This window comes from Hyphomicrobium zavarzinii ATCC 27496 (assembly GCF_000383415.1).
GTDB lineage: Bacteria > Pseudomonadota > Alphaproteobacteria > Rhizobiales > Hyphomicrobiaceae > Hyphomicrobium_C > Hyphomicrobium_C zavarzinii.
The window spans coordinates 356,871-373,979 of the sequence record NZ_KB911258.1 but is presented as its reverse complement, the minus strand read 5'-3'; the positions used below and the strand labels follow the sequence as shown (position 1 = coordinate 373,979).

Sequence of the window (17,109 nt, the reverse complement as noted above, 5' to 3'; positions counted from 1 at the left end):
CAGCTCCTTTATTTATCGGGATAGCGTTGGGCCAGCTCCGCGAGATCCCTGCGCGATAACGGACGCTCGGAGTGGGCGGAGCCGAAACGACCACGCACGGCGGCGTCCAGCTCGGCGAGCGTCAGGCTCCAGAACGCGCGGGGCTCGAGGCCGAGCAGGCCAAAGCCGATCGCCATCACCTCGTCCCAGGGAAAGGGCCGGGTGCTCCCGCGTCTCCCTCCCCATCGCTCCCGCCGCCCTTTGCGGCGAACGTTGCGGAGAGAAGCCGCGCCACGATATCGACGTAGCCGGCGGCACCTCCTTCGGCACGCATGGCGGCGACGGCCTGGTCGCTGACGTCGAACCCGGCGCCTCTGAGGCCCGCCCCGATGATGCGCTGGCAATCGCGCGCGGAGATGCGGCCCTTCTCGAAGCGCGTCGCGAGCGCCAACATGTCCTCGTCGCCGAAGGCCGCCTCCAGATTGGCGAGCGCGCCGAGCGTGAGGCAGAGCCGATAGGGCTTTCCGTCGAGGACTGCATCGATCTCGCCTCGGTGTCTGTTGGCCATCTCGTTGCCTCCTCTTTACTCAGCAGTGAACGTCAGAGCGCCTGCGGACTCGAGTGCCAGCTCGAACGACACCTCGCCGTCGTGGCGCCCCGTCAGCTCGAACGACGTGATCTGGAAAGCTCCCTCGACGATGCCGAAATCAGGCACCACCACCTGCCAGTCGCGGATCGTGCCGTCGAAGACATAGCTGCGGATGAGCTCGTCGGACGCTGAATCCTTGAAGATGCCCGAGCCGGAAAGTCGCGCGTGGCGCACCCCCGCGCCCGCCAGCAGCTCCCGCCATTGCCCGGCACTCTCCTGATGCGTGATGTCCACCGTCTCGGCGTTGAACGCGACCGCGCGGGAGCGCAGCCCCGCAACCGTGGTGAAGCTTCCTGCTCCGGTGCTGTCCACCTTGAGGAGAAGGTCCTTGCCTTTCTGTGCAGCCATAGCTTTGCTCTCATTATCTAACCCGCGCGAATGCGGACGTGGAGTTGCTCGGGAAATGCTCTCTACGGAATGGGCTCGACCACGGCGCGAAAGCGCGCCGTTCCGCGATGTGTTTCTCCATCGGCTTCCCGGGCGGTATCCGAGGTCTCGTGCCGCAAATTCACCAGCCGGAAGGCGTCGAGCGACAAAGGGGCGTCATGGAGCGCCGCGCGGATTGCTTCGAGAATGCGATGCACCTCGCGCTCGCCGCCGTGCTTGGACCAGACGCGCAGCGTGAATACGTGCTCGCTCGCGGTTTCGGTCCCCGCGCTCCAGTCCCGGACCGCGCTCGGACCGAAGGTGACGTAGGGGAACGCGGCGCCGCGCGGCGCCTCGTCGTAAACCCACGCACCTCCGAGCAGCGCAGCGAGGCCGGTGTCCGCGACGAGTGCGCCGTAGACTGCTTTCTGAAGCTCCCAGGCTGGGCTTGCCATCTCTTACCTCCGGCGGTTCGTCTTAGACGGCTCCGTCCCGCTTTCCTCTGCCGTCGGCTGCGCATCACGCGTCCCGGCGGCGATGCGCACCGCAAGACGCTCGATCGCGCGACGGCGGATCTCGTTCACGAGCGTGTCGGCACGTGCGAACGCGGCCCCGATCAGGCGGACCGAGACCTTCACGGCACATGCTCCTCGACGAGGCACCTCATAAATCTGTGCCGCTCGCCAACGTCGATGACCGCGCGGATCTCGAAGATGCGCGTGCCGAGCGCGAAACGCATTTCCGGCACGACGCCCGCACGATGGCGGATCCAGATCTCGTGGCTCACGCGTGCGCTCATGCGATCTGCCTCGAAGCTCTCTGTGCCCGAAGCCGGCTTCAGTGCGCCCCACACCTCCGCCACCAGAGACCAGACACGCGTCGCGCCTCCGCCGCCGTCGGCCGTTGCCACGGGTGCCTGCAGCGACAGCCTGTGGCGCATTTCGCCGATCGACGCGGTCACAGCCGCACCTCGCGATAGGGCCTCAGCAGCTCGGAGACGGCGGGCGGAATGGCGGCAGCAGCCGATCCGATCTCGAGCGGATCGCGATGCTCGTACCAATGGGCGACGAGCAGAAGGATGGCGTGGCGGATCGGCCGGGGCACATCCTCCGCCACGTCGCCGAGACCTGCGCCGAATACGATCTCGATGCCGTTGACCGGAAGACCCGGTATCGTCCGCCGCCCTTCGCGCACGATGAGACGCGGGCGCAGCGCGTGGCCGTCGAGAAGGTAGTCCTCGGGCGCAATCGTCGTAGGCGTCCCATCGCCCGCCCGCACCGTGATCGACGTGATCGCCGATATGGGGCGAAGGGGAAAGCGGAGCTCGCCGCTTTCCGGCCAGCGATCCAAAGTCATGCGCCAGCTTTGCGCGATCAATGCCAGGCCCAGCGCTGCTTCGACATGCAGACGCGAGGTGACGATCAGGCTCGCCACCAGAAGATCCTCGGCGTTACCGTCGAGACGCAGGTGGGCCTTCGCCTCGGAGACCGAAATCGGCTCCAACGCGGGCCCGCTCATCAGAGCGAGGGTCATTGCTGTGATCTTTCGTTGTTTGTGCCCCAACGAGCGAAGCCGCCGGTGGGGGGACCCGGCGGCTTCGCTCTCGACCGGCGGGCAGGGAGGAGAACCCGCCGGACTCTCATTGCGCTGGCGCGAGGCCGTCGCTCACTCCACATTTGGAGACGTATGTGGGCACCGGCCTTCGCCGGTGCGACGTCGAGTGTAGATAGTCCGCTCCCGCGCAACGAACGTCATCCCGGCGGAGGCCGGGACCCAGACAGGCTTCGGCGCATACGCCAGCGGGCAGCGGCGCCTTACTCCTCGAATTTGAGGAGCTTGATGGCATTGAAGTCCTGCACGCCGCCGCCGACACGCTTGGTCGTGTAGAAGAGCACGTAGGGCTTCGACGAGTAGGGATCTCGCAGCACGCGGATGCCGACGCGATCCACGATCAGGTAGCCGCGGCGGAAATCGCCGAACGCCACGGAGAAGCTGTCGGTCGCTATCGCCGGCATGTCCTCGCTCTCGACGACCGGATAGCCCATCAGCAGGGAGGGCTCTCCCGCAGCGGATGCCGGCTGCCAGACGTAATTGCCGTCCTCGTCCTTCATCTTGCGGATCGCGGCCTGCGTGCCGCGATTGAAGACGAAGGTGCCGCCTGCGCGATAGCCGGACTTCAGCGTGTAGATGAGATCGATCAGCTTGTCGGCCGGGTTGGTCGCGGGGAAGCCACCGTCAACGCCGGTCTTGATGAAACCGATGTTGCCCCAGCTCCACGAGCCGTCGGCGACCTTCGTATAGTCGAGGAAGCCTTTCGGCTTGTTGGTGCCGTCGCCTGAAACGAAAGCCGTGCCTTCCTGCTGGGCGAAGGTGTCGCGCACCTCTTCGGCGATCCACTCGTCGATGTTGACCGCACTGTCGTCGAGCAGCGTCGCCGTCGCCGCCGGCATGGCGTAGAGCTCCATAGTCGGGAAGGCGAGCTCGGCCAGCGCCGGCGTATTGGTCTGGGTGCGCGCTGCAGTCTCGGCCACCCAGCCGGTGGCGAAGCCCGAAGTTGCGAACGGCTTCTTGAAGACCGATCCGGAGACCTGCCGCACGCTCGCGATGGAGCGGATCGGCGAGATGTCCTTCAGCGCGGAGATCACGGCCCGCTCTGTCTCGGGCGGCACCAGATAACCGCCATCGGCGCCGCTGTTGGTCGTGACCGCGAGCGCCTTGGCTTCGAGCCGCGACAGGTTTGCGGTCTCACCCTTGCGTACGTAGTCGTCGAAGGCACGGCGATGCTCGCGCACGGCCGCGGTCTCGATCTCCCCGCCAACCAGATGCGGCCGCTGAGCCTTCACCGCCAGCCGGTCGGCGACGCGCTTGGTCTCGTCCAGCGCGCGGTCGAGGCGGGCGAGCTTGTCGTCGATCAGGGGGTCCGACGACGATCGGCGCTCCAATTCCGAGAGCCGCTCGTCGTTGGTGTCCTTGTAGGCCTCGAATGCCCGCATGAATTCCTCGAATGCCGCGCCGACGCTGCCGCCAGCTTTGGTTTCGAGACGTTGGGTCTCGACGTTGGTGTTGTCTGTCATCTCTGTGGGATCCTTTGCTCTCGAACTCAGTGCTTGAAAAGCGTCGCGGCTGCCCGGCGCATCAGCGCGGCCAGCCTCGTCTCCTCGCTTGCGCCTTCTTTTGTGCCTTGGCCCGCATCCCGCAGGGCCTTGAGGCCAGATAGACCCGAGCGCATCAACGCGCGGGCCTCGCTTCGCGTCAGCCCAGCATCCCGCGTGAGCCAGCGTTCAAATTCGCGCTCCGTCGGCGGGGCCGACGCGAACGGCCTGGTCTTGGTCGACGTGATGCGCGCTTCAGGGAGGAGCGGAAAGGTCACGATCGAAATCTCCCAGAGGTCGATCTTCTCCAGGTGGCGCACGCCGCTCGCGCGGTCACGGCGCGCCTTCACTGTCTTGAATCCGATCGAGAGCCCGTCGAGCGCGCCCTCGCGCATCAGCGCCATGACCTCACGGGCCTTGGCGACATCACGCATCAGGCGGCCTTGCGCATAGAGGCCCCGGCTGTCCTCCTCCAGCGTGGTCCAGACTCCGATCGGCTGATTGGCATCGTGCTGAAACAGGAGCTTGATGCCGCGTGCTCCACGTGCCGCCAGGCTTTCGCGGAAGGCGCCCGGCAGCACGACGTCTCGCCCCAGGTCCTCGCGATTGAACAAGCTCGCGTAACCCTCGAAGCTGCCGTCGGCGTCGGCCTGCTTGAAATCGAGGGAGATGAACTTCACCTCGGGAACTGGCAGCATTTGCGTCGGCGGCGGCGCAAAGCCGCTCCGTTCCCATGTGCGAAAGGCCATGAGGCGTACTCTCCAGGTTGTTATGTGGTGTCGGCTGGCGCAGCGGAAATGAAAAAGCCCGAGCGGGGCTCGGGCTGGATTGAGGTCAGTTCATCTGGCCTGCCAACGGCGGCTCGTTTCCAGAACCCGACGCGTCACGAACCACAGGTAGCCCCATTCAGGATTACCACCACAAGCTTCAAGCCATTCGGCCACAATCGCGTCGGCATTCTCTTCTCTCGTCATTCCGTATTGGGTTTGCTCAACCCACTCAAGCTCACCAATTTCCCGGTGTTGGCTTCTTCGTAAGAAAGTCGGGAAGCTTTTCCGGAATTTTCGGTTTGACTGCAAACAGACGACGCGCCAATTCCTGGAGAAGCTTAGCCCTATTGGCGACCTGAGTTCTCGGTTCGGTCGGCTCTTTTTTTCGTGGCGCACCGACGCCGCTGGCGACGCTCGTTCCGAGACGGCTGCCGCTCCCGCCGCCCTCGTCCACCCACTCGCCGCCATCGGAGGTGCCGGCGGGTGCGCGGGCCTGGTCAGGGCGATACTTTCTCAGAACGGACGATTGCTCGACTTCCGTCGCTCGCTCCGGCGGCGGTTCGTCGAGGGGCGCATATCCCACCGCCCTTTTGCTTGCCCGCCTTCGGCAGGACGCGCTTCTCGTTCAGGGTCAGGAAGCTCACTTTCTCGTCATCGCGGAGCGATGCTTCGCATCGACGCGCGCCCACAGCGCCTCGCGCTCCGCCGTCAAAGCCTCGATCTGGTCGAGGTCCGGGCGCAGCTCGATCTACGACGTTAGCTCGGAACGTATCGTCCTTCGTCGAGCGCATCTAGCATGCTGCCCGCGCTAACAGCTTGCGGAAATTCTTTCTGATCTACGATTTTTTGAAGCGCCTCACGCGCTGCCTTGGGCTCTATCGCCAACGTTGCGATTGCCGCTTTCAAACGTACTTGCGCGTTTTTATGATCAAGCAACGGCAATAATGCGCGTCGTTGATCGCCTTCTCGCACCTTCAATTCCTTTTTCAAGGCATCCATTTGGTCGTATATGCGATTGTATCTCGCCAATTCGTCCATCAGCAACGCTTCGTCCTGATCAAGGGCCATCGTCGTGAAGCGCTCTACCAACTCCTCGTCGCCCATATCTGCAAACCGGTTGCGCTTCATGGCTTCAGAACCTCATTCCTGATAAGTGCTTGATGGCCCACACGCATCCTTTCATCCCAATCTTTGCCGCGCAAATATTCACGAGGAGACAGGCCGCCATAATCGTCTTGTTTCGTTCCGAACCAACTGTTGATCTGCCAATGCTTCAGCGTCGGAATGCGTACTAGGTTGTCCGGTCCGTCAATAATAGTTCGATCGCCCATCCTTCTCGGCGGCCGTTTGCTCGACGATATGATGGATATCATATCCCCTCGCGGGAGCGGCAACTCGCTTCTGCAGTTCCTCCAGAGTTTGCGGCTCGTCGAGGTATGCGGCGACGTAGGGTTCGAGCTCGTACGCTCAGACTACACCCTCCACGATCTTGCCGACGGCACCTCCATAGCGGCCCACCCATCTGGCCACTTCCTTGATCACACGGTTTCGTTCCCTTCCGCTTTCGGGGCGATTTTTCGGAATCTTTGGAGGATCACCATCGTTTTGTGCGACTTGCGCGCCCGGCTTCCAGAAGTCCGCGTCGTCGGAGTTCGCATCGGACAGGCTGCGATTGTCTGAACTGCCGCTGCCCCCACTTCCACCGCCCTCGTCCACCCACTCGCCGCCATCGGAGTCGCCGCTCGGGGCGCGAGCCTGGTCGGGACGGTACTTCTGTGAAACGACGGGTGCGTTGCTTTCCGTCGCTCGCTCCGGCGGCGGTTCGTCGAGGGGCGCGTAGCCGACCGCCCGTCACTTGCCCGCCTTCGGCAGGACGCGCTTCTCGTTCAGTTAGGAACGCGTCGACATACGCCGCCCTCATTCATACTCATCGGCGAACCCAAGAAATATTTCTCGCAGCTCCTCGTCACCCTTGTCGCCAAGCTGATTGCTCAGCTCTTCATACTCGTGCGGCTCAAAAAATCCCCACTCCATCAATGCAGCGAGGTACCCCTTCCACAGGAGAGTAACGATATCGCTATCTCCCCGTCGTTTGAGGTGTATTGAAATTCGGCTTCGTCGGGACGCTCGCCATGTCTCACGGTCTCCTCACCCGCCGGAATGTAACATCCGCTTACCAGCGCTACTCCTGCTCCTCGAAATTCTGAAAGTTTGGATGCTTTTCTAGCCTTTCGCGTATAAGCTTGAGAAGCTTAACCGTGCCTTCGCTATTGAAACAATAAGTACTGACTGGCGACTTAAGCCACATTTCGTGCAACTCGTCATCCGTAAGCGCGCCGGAAAGGGCTTCGTCGAGAAACCGCTTTAGCTTATTCACATCTCGATGCTCTACGATCGTTAGAGCAGCGTCGATCGACATCTCGACCGATTCGTCAAAAACAAAGACGTCCTGACCAAAACCGCTCGCCATATTCAAAAACTCAGGTGAAGGCTTCATGCCTCGCTCCTAATCAGGATTCAGCGGATAAGCCGAATGCACGTAAAAACCCTTGGGTGACTTATTACTTCGGACTAGACGGACCTCGACCGAATAAGTCTGTCGCATATCCGGTCCTTTCCCTTCCGGCCCGTAAGCCTCCTTGCCGGTCACCGAGTCAAAACTTTTCCGCACGTAAAGAACCGGAAGCATGTAGAGAAGATCACGCCGCACGAATGCTTCAATCTTTGCTACGTTCTCCGGCTCCGCAATTGTTGCATTGACGAGCTTATTCGCTGCGTCAACCGAGGTGAAGGAGCCCGCTCTTTTTTCTCCTAAGCCACCTAGCGCTGTTACATTAAAGCGGTTGCCGACGATTCTTGCCTTAAGATACTCATCCGATTTTCCAATGTGCCTTTTGAACGTATGGCCTCCATACTCTCGATCCTCCTCGGTAACGTCTATCCCATAGTTGCCGCCCGCCTGCGCGACACGAACATTCTCATCCCTTGCTCCCTCGTTGCGGGCCGGCGCACCGACGCCGGCCGCCCTCGCTCCGCTAAGTGGTTCCCTCGTCGTCCTCGTAGTACCACCACCGGTACCCGCGCTCGCCGAGGACCTCTTTACCTGCGAGCCTCCCGGCGTCGGTCAAGACGGCATAGGTGTAGACGAAAGGATCAAGTGTCCAATGCAGATCGTCGGAGCCGAAATAGAGCGAACCCAGGATCTCGGAAAGCATCGCCCGTGATTGTGCGGCATCAACCTCAACCGTCTGTTGCCCGGGCTCGTTCTCGGGGGCCATTAGCACCAGACCTTTGTCTATCAACTGCTCCATCGCCTCGCGAAATAGCGCCACTTCCTCAGGACGACCCTGCGTTTCGTCAATCACCGTGTTCAGGAGCGCCACAAGCTCCTGCTCGGCGGCGCATTCTTCCACCTCCGCCAGAACGCGCGCTTGTATTTCGTCTCTTGAGATCATGGTTCGCTCTTTCCCTTTTTGTCAGGGATCGCCATGTGTGCACCTTCACCCTTACCCGACCCCCGGCGATATCTGTAATAATAGCTATTCGCACGTTTCTCGGATGGATCCGTGCGCCACGGTGTTGCTTCTGGCCGTTGCATAATCCTCACTTCCTCACCGGTCGCCGGATTTTTGTATATCAACCCTGGGTCTCTCGCGGGCTTTTCAAGTCCGTAGCCCCGCGCTTGGAGTTCTTTCACTAGTCTGTTCACACCCCAATCCGGATTGGTGTCAGGGATCGTGCTCAGCTCCTTGATCCGGGCCTGGGCCGCTTCATTCCACGCATGAAGATGCCTGATCCGCCCGTCGAGGTTGTCGGGATCGACGACGCTGACCGGACCTTTCCATTGCGGGTCCAGCTTTCGCAGATCCTTCCGCAGCGGCGTGGCTGTTGCCGCCAAGTCATTGAACTGTTTTTCCTTCGCGATCCCTGACTGAATCTGCTCGTCGGTCTCGTCCCTCAGCCGGCGACCTTCTTCCTGGGTCGTCGGCGGCCGCCCTCTGCCGCCGGCGCGGCCGCCGCGGCCACCTATAAGATGGACCAGCCCTCCGCCGCTTCCTCCACCACCGCCCTCGTCCACCCACTCGCCGCCATCGGAGGTGCCGGCGGGTGCGCGGGCCTGGTCAGGGCGATACTTTCTCAGAACGGACGATTGCTCGACTTCCGTCGCTCGCTCCGGCGGCGGTTCGTCGAGGGGCGCATATCCCACCGCCCTTTTGCTTGCCCGCCTTCGGCAGGACGCGCTTCTCGTTCAGGGTCAGGAAGCTCACTTTCTCGTCATCGCGGAGCGATGCTTCGCATCGACGCGCGCCCACACCTTTGGTTGCTCGCCTTCGGCAGGATCGCGCTCAGACTAGGATGCTGGCCACGTCACTTGCCACCTTTCTCACCACCGTTTTGCCGCCACCACTGATAGCCACGCTCGTCAAGAATCTCGAACGCAAGCTCTCGCCCCTTCTCCGTTGCGACGATCTCAACCATAGGCAACTTTTCATTCCATTTCCATAAACGCTCTTCGGGCGCAAAACTGACGCTTGACTCCAATTCCGATAGCATTTCAAACGATACATCAGGCGATTTCTCTGACTTGTACTCAACACGCAAGACCGCAAGCCCGGATTGAATCAGCTCCTTCAAAGCATTTACACTGTCATCAATCTCAGCTTTCTCGCCTAGTGGGTCCATGACGGTATTGACAGTGGACGAAAAATTTTCTGCTCCTGCCTCTTCCAGCTCAGATAAGATCCTTGCTGCAAGCTCACTCAAACGTTTAATCTCATTCATATCTAGTCTTCCGATTGTACCTTGTTAGGCAACGGTATAGGCTGGCCCCAACGATCGCTCTTATTTTTTCGATAGCGGTAGTAATATTCGAATTCATGCTTCTGCTGTGGATCTGTTCGAAATCTTTTTGTTGGCCTTACCATAATTCGAACTTGAGCACCTGAATCGCTCTCAAAGAAGGATCCAGGAGCGTCGGTTGGCCTCGTGAATCTATAGCCTTGTACGCCAAGCTCTTTACGCAGTCGATTTGCACCCCATAATGGGTTAGTGCTCGGCACGGCATCTCGCGTGAGCTCGGCCCATCGCGCTTGTGCTTCGGCCAATTCTCCTTCAGCTCGACGAATTGCACCTTCTGCCGTGCCCGCCGATACGCTCGGGCGGGGATTCCAACTCGGATCAAGCTGCCGTACTTGGTCTCGCATCCGCCGCGCGGCCTCGCCGGTAATTCTGAGTTGCGTCTCCTGCGCCGGAGAAGCCGTCCAAGTATCTCCCCGCCTTCTCGTTGGTCTCGATGGCGCCTGTGCGACACGAACATTCTCCTCCCTCGCTCCGTCGTCGCGGGCGGGCGCACCCACACCGCTCGCGACGCTCGTTCCGAGACGGCTGCCGCTCCCGCCGCCCTCGTCCACCCACTGGCCGCCATCGGAGTCGCCGCTCGGGGCGCGGGCCTGATCGGGCCTATATTTCCGCCCGCCTCCGGCAGGATACTTTCTCAGAACGGACGATTGCTCGACTTCCGTCGCGGGCTCGGGCGGCGGCTCATCGAGCGGCGCGTAGCCGACCGCGGCGCGCTTCTCGTTCAGAGTCAGGAAGCTCACCTTCTCGATGCGCGCCCACAGCGCTTCCCGCTCCGCCGTCAGCGCCTCGATCTGGTCGAGGTCGGGTTTGAGATCGAGACTTGTTCCGTATGCTGGCGCGAGCCACGACGCCAGCGCCTTCGCCGTCCGCGTCACCAGCGGCAGCACCGTGGATCGCCAGAACGCGCGCTGCGCCTCCTGGTAATTGGAAAACGTGTTGTCGCCCGGGATGCCGAGCAGCATCGGGGGCACGCCGAACGCCAGCGCGATCTCGCGCGCCGCGCCATTGCGGGCCGCGATGAAGTCCATGTCCTTCGGCGACAGAGACAGCGGCTTCCAGTCTAGGCCGCCTTCGAGCAGCAGCGGGCGTCCGGCGCGGCGCGGGCCCTGGAAGCCATCCTCCAGCTCCGCTTTCAGGCGCTCGAACTGCTCTGGCGTCATGCGCCCGTCAGCGCCGCCGTAGACCAAGGCACCCGAGGGACGCGCCGAGTTGTCGAGCAGCGCCTTGTTCCAGCGGCCGGAGGTGTTGTGAATGTCGATGGCCTGCGCCGCCGCCTCGACCGGGCTCATGCCGTAGTGGTCGTTGGCGGGATGGAACAGACGCACGTGCAGGATCGGGCGCACGCCCGAGACCGGCTCCTCCTCGAAGCGCACCGTTCTTCCCGCGCAGGTGTACTCGTAGGCTTCCGGCCAGCCCTCGGCGCCGGGCACCACCTTCATGCGGTCCGGGCGCAGCGCGTGCAATTCGCGCAGGCGGCCGTCGAGCGCGACCGCTTCGACGTAGGCGTTGCCAGCGACGAGGAGATAGCCGTACCAGGCTTCGAGAAAGTCAGTGCCGGTCTGGTCGAGGCTGGGCTTCGCGAGGAGATCGAGCAGCGGATGATCCTCGTGCTCCTCATCGCCCTCGAACAGCATCAGCGGCACCGAGGCGGCGGCTTCCGCGATCATGCGCACGGCGCGGTAGACGATCGCGTTCTGCATGAAGCCTTCGCGGGCGAAGGCCTCGTAGTCGCGCGGCGTCCAGACCGGGCGGCCCAGCGTCTCCAGCACGATCAGCGGGCCGGTGGCGCTGGCTTTCGACTCCTCCACACCAGCGTGGAGCGGAGTGACAGCGGCAGCAGCGGGCTTCGCCCGGCCAGGCCAGAGGCCCGCCAGCGTTTCCAGAATACGCGGCATTGAGAGATCCTTTTAGGGGGCAGCGGGCAGCGGGCAGCCGGCAGCAAAACGGAAGGCGCGCCTGGAACGTATTCCTATGCGCTGCCTGCTGCCGGTTGCCTGCTGCCTCACCTTCAGAGTTGCCGGATGGCGGGGGCGGCCTGCCGGTCGATCATCAAGTCAGTCAAGGCCCAGACCAGCGCGTCGACGCGATCCGGGCTGCGTCCCTTCGCCAAGCCGTCCGCACCGAAGGCGAGCATCTGCTCCTCCAACGTGGCGTGCACGCCCACATGAGCAATTCGGCCTTCCGCATAGAGAGCGGCGACCGGCTCGGCGCGAAGCCACTTGCCGCGCGTTGCCCGCACGGTGCGCACCGCGACGGCCTCGTCGATCTGACGCAGGATGGCGATGACGAGATCGCCGCCCTGATTGACCTCGGCGACGACGCGGTCGGCCATGAACTCCCGATAGGCACGCACGGCGGCGCGGGCCCACACCTGCGGCTCGCGGCCCTGCAGAGAGCGGTCGGCCGCGATGTAGGCACGCCCGTCGGCCGCGAGGCCCGCCACGATGATGCCGCAGGCATCCGAGTTGGCGGTGGCCGTCACCGGCGGATCGACGGCGACGACGATGCTGGTCAGCTCCGGACAGTCCTTGACGCGATGGCGCTCGATCCAGTCTCGCCGCCACAGGCTGCCCGACTGCTCGTCGACGATCTCGCCGAGCAGCTCCTGGCGTCCCAGCGCGGTGCCTGCGTAGCGGCGCTCCATCTCGGCGATGAAGGCGGGCGCGAGGTTCGCGGCGTTCGCGACCGTGGCAGCACGCGTGATCACCGTCGCGGGGTCGGCCATGATGGTCTTCAGCAGCGGCAGCGGACGCGGCGTGGTGGTGACGGCGATGGCGGGATTTTCGCCGAGGCGCATTCCGAACTGCAGCATGTCCCACGTCTCCTCGGGCCGGCGCCACTTCGCCAGCTCGTCGCACCAGGCGGTATCGAATTGCGGTCCGCGCAGACTGTCCGGATCCTCGGCGGAGAACATCTGCGCGATGGCTCCGTTGGGCCAGACGAGTTGCGACTTCGAAACCTCGAGCTCGGGGCGCTCGTCCTCGCCGTGGATCGCGAGCAGACCCGAGACGCCGTCGATCATCACGCGGCGCACGTCGGCCAAGGTCTCCCCGACGAGGGCGATGCGGCGCGCCGGCTCTTCGCCCAGCGGGGGAATGCCGAGCGCTTTCGCCCGCACCCATTCCGCCCCTGCCCGCGTCTTGCCCGCGCCCCGTCCGCCGAGGATCAGCCACACGCGCCAGTCCGCGCCGCCTGGCGTCGTCGCGGCTGGAAGCTGATCGTCGCGCGCCCACACCTGCCAGTCGGACAGGATGAAGCGCAGCGTCTCAGGGTCGAGGCTTGCGAGATCCGCGCTCAAGCGTCCCGCCTGCACCGAGGCGTTCAAGGCGCTCCGCAATCTCGCGGCGCATGCGCTCCGCATCGGCGCGGCTGCGGACGGCGGCGCGTCCGGTGTCTCTCGCCTGGTCGAATTCAGCGACGGCCTCCGTGATCTTCTCGAAATTGTTGATCAGGGTGGCGAGGGCGCGGCTTTCGCGTTCCTCGTCCTGGGCCGAACGGATCTCCCCGCTCGCCATTCTCTTCTCCATGTGCTCGAGCTTCAGACTGATGGCGCGGTAGAGGCGCCCGACGATCGATTTTCGCGCCCCACGCGTCGGCAGGCGGCTCCCGGTCTTCGGTGCGCGCCCGGCAGCGGCGTCACCGTCCGGCGGTGTCTCCCCGGTGGCGGGCCGGACGACGGCAGGCCCTGCCCCCCTTCCACCGCGCCGTTTCCTGACCGGCTCTCGCGGCGGCCAGCCTTCCTTTCGTGCCCTCGCCGCGATGCGTTGGTGCGTGAGCCCGAAGCGGGCCGCGATTTCGGTGAGCGGCACGGACGCATCGGCATAGGCCGACCTCACAGAGGCCCACGTCTCCTCGTCGACCTGCATGCGCCGCCACGCCGTTCCGGCTCGAATGTGTTCAGGAAATCAGGAAAGCCGAAAGCGCCCGGACCGGACATATCCAGCCAGGCCCGCGCTCACGTTACTTCCTGATGTTTGGGTGTTTCGCGCCGAGAGCGTCATCGACACTTTCCCGACCATACAAAAACACTATCACTCTACCGTCGCGCTGTCAACGATCTACCGTATAGATTTCTATGTTTATTTTATATTAGATGGGTAAACTTTAATTGTACTTATTGAATACAAAACACACCACAGTAATCGTGGGAGGGTCCCCGGGGATAAGTTTTATGATCGCCATCCCCCGCGATGGCTCCAGCCTATCCCCAGCCGCCGCGCACAAGGCTCTCGCTCGGCGTCGTGCCAGCGTATAAATAACCATAATGGCGTGGTGATTTGAGTCCGCGACAGGCGGGACGGGAGAGGCTCGCCTTCCCGCCTTTTCGTTGTTCGCGTCCGCCGGAAAACGGGACTCTACTGACAGGATTGGCACGTTGAGCGACTGGTTCTTCAAGCGCGGACGGCGTGAAGGCATCGACTGGATGAGCCTCGACTCGCGGCTCGACTCGTCGGCCTCCGAGTTCTGGTCGCGCTGCAAGGATCTCTGGGACGCCGGGTCGAGCTTCTTCGCACGCTTCAAGCTCTCCGGCTGGCGGCGCCTCTTGAACGAAGCCGCGTCCGAGGGCTTCACGCTCGCGTTGGGCGGCCTCTTCGTTCTCTATGCGCTCGCGCTGCCTGCCTTCCTCGAATTCGACGAAGGGCGCTTCCTCACCGGCAAGTATAGCGTCAAGTTCCTCGACGCGGACGGCAACGAGATCGGCCAGCGCGGCATCCTGCACAACGACGCGGTACCGCTCGAGGAAATCCCGGACGCCGTGATCAGGGCGACGCTGGCCACGGAAGACCGGCGCTTCTTCGAGCACTTCGGTGTAGATTTCCTCGGCACTGCACGCGCACTCGTCGAGAACCTGCGCGCGAACGACGTGGTGCAGGGCGGCTCGTCGCTCACGCAGCAGCTCGCCAAGAACCTGTTCCTTTCCTCCGAGCGCTCGATCGATCGCAAGATCAAGGAGGTGTTCCTCGCCTTCCTGCTCGAGACACGCTTCACCAAACGCGAGATCCTGAAGCTCTATCTCGACCGCGCCTATCTCGGCGGCGGCGCGTTCGGCGTGGAAGCCGCCTCTCAATTCTACTTCGGTAAGTCCGTGCGCGAGGTCAATCTGGCTGAAGCCGCGTTGCTGGCCGGCCTCTACAAAGCGCCCACCAAGTACGCACCGCACGTGAACATGCCGGCCTCGCGCGCGCGCACGAACGAGGTGCTGCAGAACCTCGTCGAAGCCGGTTTCTATACGCCCGCGCAGGTTCATGAGGCACGCCTGCACCCCGCGCAGATCGTGGAGACGCGCGCCACCACGAGCCCCGACTGGTTCCTGGATTGGGCATTCGAGGAGGTGCAGCGGCTCGCCGAAGGCAAGAACCAATACGTGCTCACGGCCCGCACTACGGTCGACCTCACCATGCAGAAGCAGGCGGAGGAAGCGCTCGTCACGTTCCTCAAGCAGCGGGGGCGCAGCTTGCGCATCAACTCCGGCGCTCTCGTCGCGCAGGAGACGGACGGCGCCGTGCGCGCGATCGTCGGCGGACCGGACTACGGCGAGAGCCAATTCAATCGCGCCACGCACGCCCGCCGCCAGCCGGGCTCGTCGTTCAAGATCTACGTCTATGCCGCAGCCCTCGAGAACGGCTACTCGCCCGATACGATCGTGCGCGACTCCTCGCGTGCCTGCGGCCGCTGGCATCCGCAGAACTATGGCGGCAGCCATGGCAGCGGCTCGCGTATGCCGCTCTGGATGGCACTGGCAAAATCGTTGAACACGGTCGCCGCCGAGTTGTCGTTCGCAGTCGGCCGCGAAAAGGTCATCGAGATGACCCAGCGGCTCGGCATCACCGGCGTCCGCAAGACGTGCTCGATGGCGCTCGGCGATTACGGCATCGTGCCGATCGAGCACGTGGGCGCCGCGGCCACATTCGCCAACGGCGGCAAGAGCGCGAAGCCCTACGCCATCCTGGATCTGGTCAACTCGCGCGGCGAGGTGATCTACAGCCGCGAGCGCGACGAGCCCGAGCCCGCCCAGCTCGTTTCGCGGAAGGTGGCCGAGGGCATGAACCAGATGATGAACAAGGTGGTGACCGACGGCACCGCGCAGAAAGCGGCACTCGACTTCACCCACGTAGCCGGCAAGACCGGCACGAGCAGCGGACCGGTGGACGTCTGGTTCGTCGGCTACACCGGCAAATACGTGGCCGGCATCTGGCTCGGCAACGACGACAACCGTCCGATGGCTGGCGGCAACACGGGCGGCCAGCTCGCAGCTCCGCTCTGGCATTCCTTCATGTCGGTTGCCCATCGTGACATGAACATCCCAACGCTTCCCGGCCTGCAGCCCCACCCTGTGCAAGTCGCAGAGATGCAGCGCATCGCCGAGCTGAAGCGCGCCAATCCTGCGGCAGCCGCAGCGGAGCTCGGCAGCGCGAAGGCGTCCTCGCCGATGATGTCCTCCTCGGCGCGCGATGCGCTGAAACGCATCACCAGCGCCTTGCGCAAGGCCGCGGGCGTTGCCGAGCCGCCGTCCACAACACCCGGCGCGCCGTCCGGGCCAACGCCCATCGATGGCCAACCGCACGAGCCCGCAACGCCGGGACCGCGCAACAACAGAGCCGACGCGGAACCGTTCGGCTCAATCCTGAGATCCGAGCGCTCCGCATCGCCACCGGGCGCAACTCTCGCCCAGCGCGCGGGCGGCGATCGCAATTCTGCCTCTCCCGCCGTGCCCTGATCCATGACCGTCGCAAACGCGCTCCGCTCCCTCACGTCCCTGAACTTCATGAGCTTCACGCTTCACAAGCTGAAGAAGCGGCTCATCGTGTTCATGACCTACACAACGGACTGGGCTCTGTTCATTGGCGTCGTGCTGATCCTCGGGCTCGGATCGAGCTGGTACATGATCGAGCGCGGCTCCTCGCTCACGACGCTGACCGTCGGGCCCTGGGTTTCGTGGACCGCCGCGGGACGCACCGATGCGGATCCCTACACGCGTGCGCATGAGGCGCGCCTCGGCATCCTCCCGCTCAGCACGGAGGTGGCGCAGACCTTCATCGCCCGTGTCGACAGCGAAGGGCGGACGCTTCACTCGTCTTGCGACTACGTGATCGAGGGCGTGGAGGATTCCGCGTTCTGGTGGAGCCTCACGGTGTTCGACGCCAACGGCCGGCTCATCCCCAACGTGCTCGGCCGCTACGGCTTCACCAGCGACACGATGGCCATCAATCCCAACGGCACCTACGCCGCGAGGCTTTCACGCGACGCGCATCCCGGTAACTGGCTGCCGATCGGCGGTGCTGGGCGCCTCGCCATCGCCTTCACGGTTCTCGATCTCGACACCCGCACCATCGCGCAGGACGGCGAGGTCGAGCGGCTGATCCCCACCATCACGCGCAAGGGGTGCTGAGAC

Annotated in this window: 20 protein-coding genes and 1 pseudogene; 3 read left to right on the top strand and 18 right to left on the bottom strand. The window is 63.6% G+C overall.

The window, feature by feature from the left end; genetic code table 11:
* Positions 1–8: 8 nt before the first annotated feature.
* The 9 genes from F812_RS26090 to F812_RS0112885 form a co-directional block, all read right to left on the bottom strand.
* Positions 9–176, bottom strand: a complete 168-nt coding sequence (locus F812_RS26090; protein WP_020086405.1) for a phage tail assembly chaperone — start codon at positions 174–176, stop codon at positions 9–11.
* Positions 176–547, bottom strand: coding sequence for a gene transfer agent family protein (locus tag F812_RS0112920; RefSeq protein ID WP_020086404.1), 372 nt, complete (start codon positions 545–547; stop codon positions 176–178). Before F812_RS0112920 ends, F812_RS26090 begins: the two co-directional genes overlap by 1 nt.
* A gap of 15 nt (positions 548–562) precedes the next feature.
* Positions 563–976 carry a phage major tail protein, TP901-1 family gene (locus tag F812_RS0112915; RefSeq protein WP_020086403.1) on the bottom strand — a complete coding sequence of 138 codons (414 nt, stop codon included), beginning with the start codon at positions 974–976 and terminating at the stop codon, positions 563–565.
* Between the two features lie 62 nt (positions 977–1,038).
* Positions 1,039–1,449: a DUF3168 domain-containing protein gene (locus tag F812_RS0112910; RefSeq protein ID WP_020086402.1), complete on the bottom strand. Its 411-nt coding sequence runs from the start codon at positions 1,447–1,449 to the stop codon at positions 1,039–1,041.
* Positions 1,450–1,452: 3 nt separating this feature from the next.
* Positions 1,453–1,632, bottom strand: a complete 180-nt coding sequence (locus F812_RS0112905) for a hypothetical protein (RefSeq protein WP_020086401.1) — start codon at positions 1,630–1,632, stop codon at positions 1,453–1,455.
* Positions 1,629–1,955, bottom strand: a complete 327-nt coding sequence (locus F812_RS0112900; RefSeq protein ID WP_020086400.1) for a phage head closure protein — start codon at positions 1,953–1,955, stop codon at positions 1,629–1,631. Before F812_RS0112900 ends, F812_RS0112905 begins: the two co-directional genes overlap by 4 nt.
* Complete coding sequence (locus F812_RS0112895; protein WP_020086399.1) at positions 1,952–2,527, bottom strand: head-tail connector protein; 576 nt, start codon at positions 2,525–2,527, stop codon at positions 1,952–1,954. The genes F812_RS0112900 and F812_RS0112895 overlap by 4 nt, the downstream gene beginning before the upstream one ends.
* Before the next feature lie 281 nt (positions 2,528–2,808).
* Positions 2,809–4,068, bottom strand: a complete 1,260-nt coding sequence (locus F812_RS0112890) for a phage major capsid protein (RefSeq protein WP_020086398.1) — start codon at positions 4,066–4,068, stop codon at positions 2,809–2,811.
* Positions 4,069–4,094: 26 nt separating this feature from the next.
* On the bottom strand, positions 4,095–4,784 hold the full coding sequence (locus tag F812_RS0112885; RefSeq protein WP_026868105.1) for an HK97 family phage prohead protease: 690 nt from the start codon (positions 4,782–4,784) through the stop codon (positions 4,095–4,097).
* 99 nt (positions 4,785–4,883) lie between these two features.
* Between F812_RS0112885 and F812_RS26560 the strand changes: the two genes are divergently transcribed.
* Positions 4,884–5,123: a hypothetical protein gene (locus F812_RS26560; protein WP_156827403.1), complete on the top strand. Its 240-nt coding sequence runs from the start codon at positions 4,884–4,886 to the stop codon at positions 5,121–5,123.
* 489 nt (positions 5,124–5,612) lie between these two features.
* Here F812_RS26560 and F812_RS0112875 read toward each other — a convergent pair whose 3' ends face one another.
* The 9 genes and pseudogenes from F812_RS0112875 to F812_RS0112830 all read right to left on the bottom strand — a co-directional run bounded on the left by F812_RS0112875 (position 5,613) and on the right by F812_RS0112830 (position 13,582).
* A complete protein-coding gene (locus F812_RS0112875) occupies positions 5,613–5,984 on the bottom strand; it encodes a DUF2019 domain-containing protein (protein ID WP_020086395.1) in 372 nt (123 codons plus the stop codon).
* 1,054 nt (positions 5,985–7,038) lie between these two features.
* On the bottom strand, positions 7,039–7,353 hold the full coding sequence (locus tag F812_RS0112860; RefSeq protein WP_020086392.1) for a hypothetical protein: 315 nt from the start codon (positions 7,351–7,353) through the stop codon (positions 7,039–7,041).
* Between the two features lie 9 nt (positions 7,354–7,362).
* Entirely contained in the window at positions 7,363–7,797 is a 435-nt protein-coding gene (locus tag F812_RS27300) for an RNase A-like domain-containing protein (protein WP_198011203.1), read from the bottom strand.
* Between the two features lie 94 nt (positions 7,798–7,891).
* Positions 7,892–8,311, bottom strand: a complete 420-nt coding sequence (locus tag F812_RS0112855) for a hypothetical protein (protein WP_020086391.1) — start codon at positions 8,309–8,311, stop codon at positions 7,892–7,894.
* A complete protein-coding gene (locus F812_RS0112850) occupies positions 8,308–9,063 on the bottom strand; it encodes a hypothetical protein (RefSeq protein ID WP_020086390.1) in 756 nt (251 codons plus the stop codon). The genes F812_RS0112855 and F812_RS0112850 overlap by 4 nt, the downstream gene beginning before the upstream one ends.
* A gap of 161 nt (positions 9,064–9,224) precedes the next feature.
* Entirely contained in the window at positions 9,225–9,638 is a 414-nt protein-coding gene (locus tag F812_RS0112845) for a hypothetical protein (RefSeq protein WP_020086389.1), read from the bottom strand.
* Positions 9,639–10,405: 767 nt separating this feature from the next.
* Positions 10,406–11,590: pseudogene (locus F812_RS27025) on the bottom strand (phage portal protein); the annotation flags it as partial.
* 134 nt (positions 11,591–11,724) lie between these two features.
* Positions 11,725–13,077, bottom strand: a complete 1,353-nt coding sequence (locus tag F812_RS0112835) for a DNA-packaging protein (RefSeq protein ID WP_026868104.1) — start codon at positions 13,075–13,077, stop codon at positions 11,725–11,727.
* Complete coding sequence (locus F812_RS0112830) at positions 12,983–13,582, bottom strand: hypothetical protein (protein WP_020086386.1); 600 nt, start codon at positions 13,580–13,582, stop codon at positions 12,983–12,985. Before F812_RS0112830 ends, F812_RS0112835 begins: the two co-directional genes overlap by 95 nt.
* 509 nt (positions 13,583–14,091) lie before the next feature.
* On the opposite strand from F812_RS0112830, the gene F812_RS0112825 reads away from it, so the two are divergent.
* Positions 14,092–16,434, top strand: a complete 2,343-nt coding sequence (locus tag F812_RS0112825) for a transglycosylase domain-containing protein (protein WP_020086385.1) — start codon at positions 14,092–14,094, stop codon at positions 16,432–16,434.
* Between the two features lie 3 nt (positions 16,435–16,437).
* Positions 16,438–17,106 (top strand): DUF1214 domain-containing protein, encoded by a 669-nt coding sequence (locus F812_RS23810; protein WP_020086384.1) that lies wholly within the window; start codon positions 16,438–16,440, stop codon positions 17,104–17,106.
* Positions 17,107–17,109: the final 3 nt, after the last annotated feature.

What these genes read in the sequence shown, in the direction of transcription:
- F812_RS26090 (WP_020086405.1), bottom strand. Translation starts at nt 176, where the DNA reads ATGGCGATCGGCTTTGGCCTGCTCGGCCTCGAGCCCCGCGCGTTCTGG.
- F812_RS0112920 (WP_020086404.1), bottom strand. Translation starts at nt 547, where the DNA reads ATGGCCAACAGACACCGAGGCGAGATCGATGCAGTCCTCGACGGAAAG.
- F812_RS0112915 (WP_020086403.1), bottom strand. Translation starts at nt 976, where the DNA reads ATGGCTGCACAGAAAGGCAAGGACCTTCTCCTCAAGGTGGACAGCACC.
- F812_RS0112910 (WP_020086402.1), bottom strand. Translation starts at nt 1,449, where the DNA reads ATGGCAAGCCCAGCCTGGGAGCTTCAGAAAGCAGTCTACGGCGCACTC.
- F812_RS0112895 (WP_020086399.1), bottom strand. Translation starts at nt 2,527, where the DNA reads ATGACCCTCGCTCTGATGAGCGGGCCCGCGTTGGAGCCGATTTCGGTC.
- F812_RS0112890 (WP_020086398.1), bottom strand. Translation starts at nt 4,068, where the DNA reads ATGACAGACAACACCAACGTCGAGACCCAACGTCTCGAAACCAAAGCT.
- F812_RS0112885 (WP_026868105.1), bottom strand. Translation starts at nt 4,784, where the DNA reads ATGCTGCCAGTTCCCGAGGTGAAGTTCATCTCCCTCGATTTCAAGCAG.
- F812_RS26560 (WP_156827403.1), top strand. Translation starts at nt 4,884, where the DNA reads ATGAAAAAGCCCGAGCGGGGCTCGGGCTGGATTGAGGTCAGTTCATCT.
- F812_RS0112875 (WP_020086395.1), bottom strand. Translation starts at nt 5,984, where the DNA reads ATGAAGCGCAACCGGTTTGCAGATATGGGCGACGAGGAGTTGGTAGAG.
- F812_RS0112860 (WP_020086392.1), bottom strand. Translation starts at nt 7,353, where the DNA reads ATGAAGCCTTCACCTGAGTTTTTGAATATGGCGAGCGGTTTTGGTCAG.
- F812_RS0112855 (WP_020086391.1), bottom strand. Translation starts at nt 8,311, where the DNA reads ATGATCTCAAGAGACGAAATACAAGCGCGCGTTCTGGCGGAGGTGGAA.
- F812_RS0112845 (WP_020086389.1), bottom strand. Translation starts at nt 9,638, where the DNA reads ATGAATGAGATTAAACGTTTGAGTGAGCTTGCAGCAAGGATCTTATCT.
- F812_RS0112835 (WP_026868104.1), bottom strand. Translation starts at nt 13,077, where the DNA reads ATGCGGAGCGCATGCGCCGCGAGATTGCGGAGCGCCTTGAACGCCTCG.
- F812_RS0112830 (WP_020086386.1), bottom strand. Translation starts at nt 13,582, where the DNA reads ATGCAGGTCGACGAGGAGACGTGGGCCTCTGTGAGGTCGGCCTATGCC.
- F812_RS23810 (WP_020086384.1), top strand. Translation starts at nt 16,438, where the DNA reads ATGACCGTCGCAAACGCGCTCCGCTCCCTCACGTCCCTGAACTTCATG.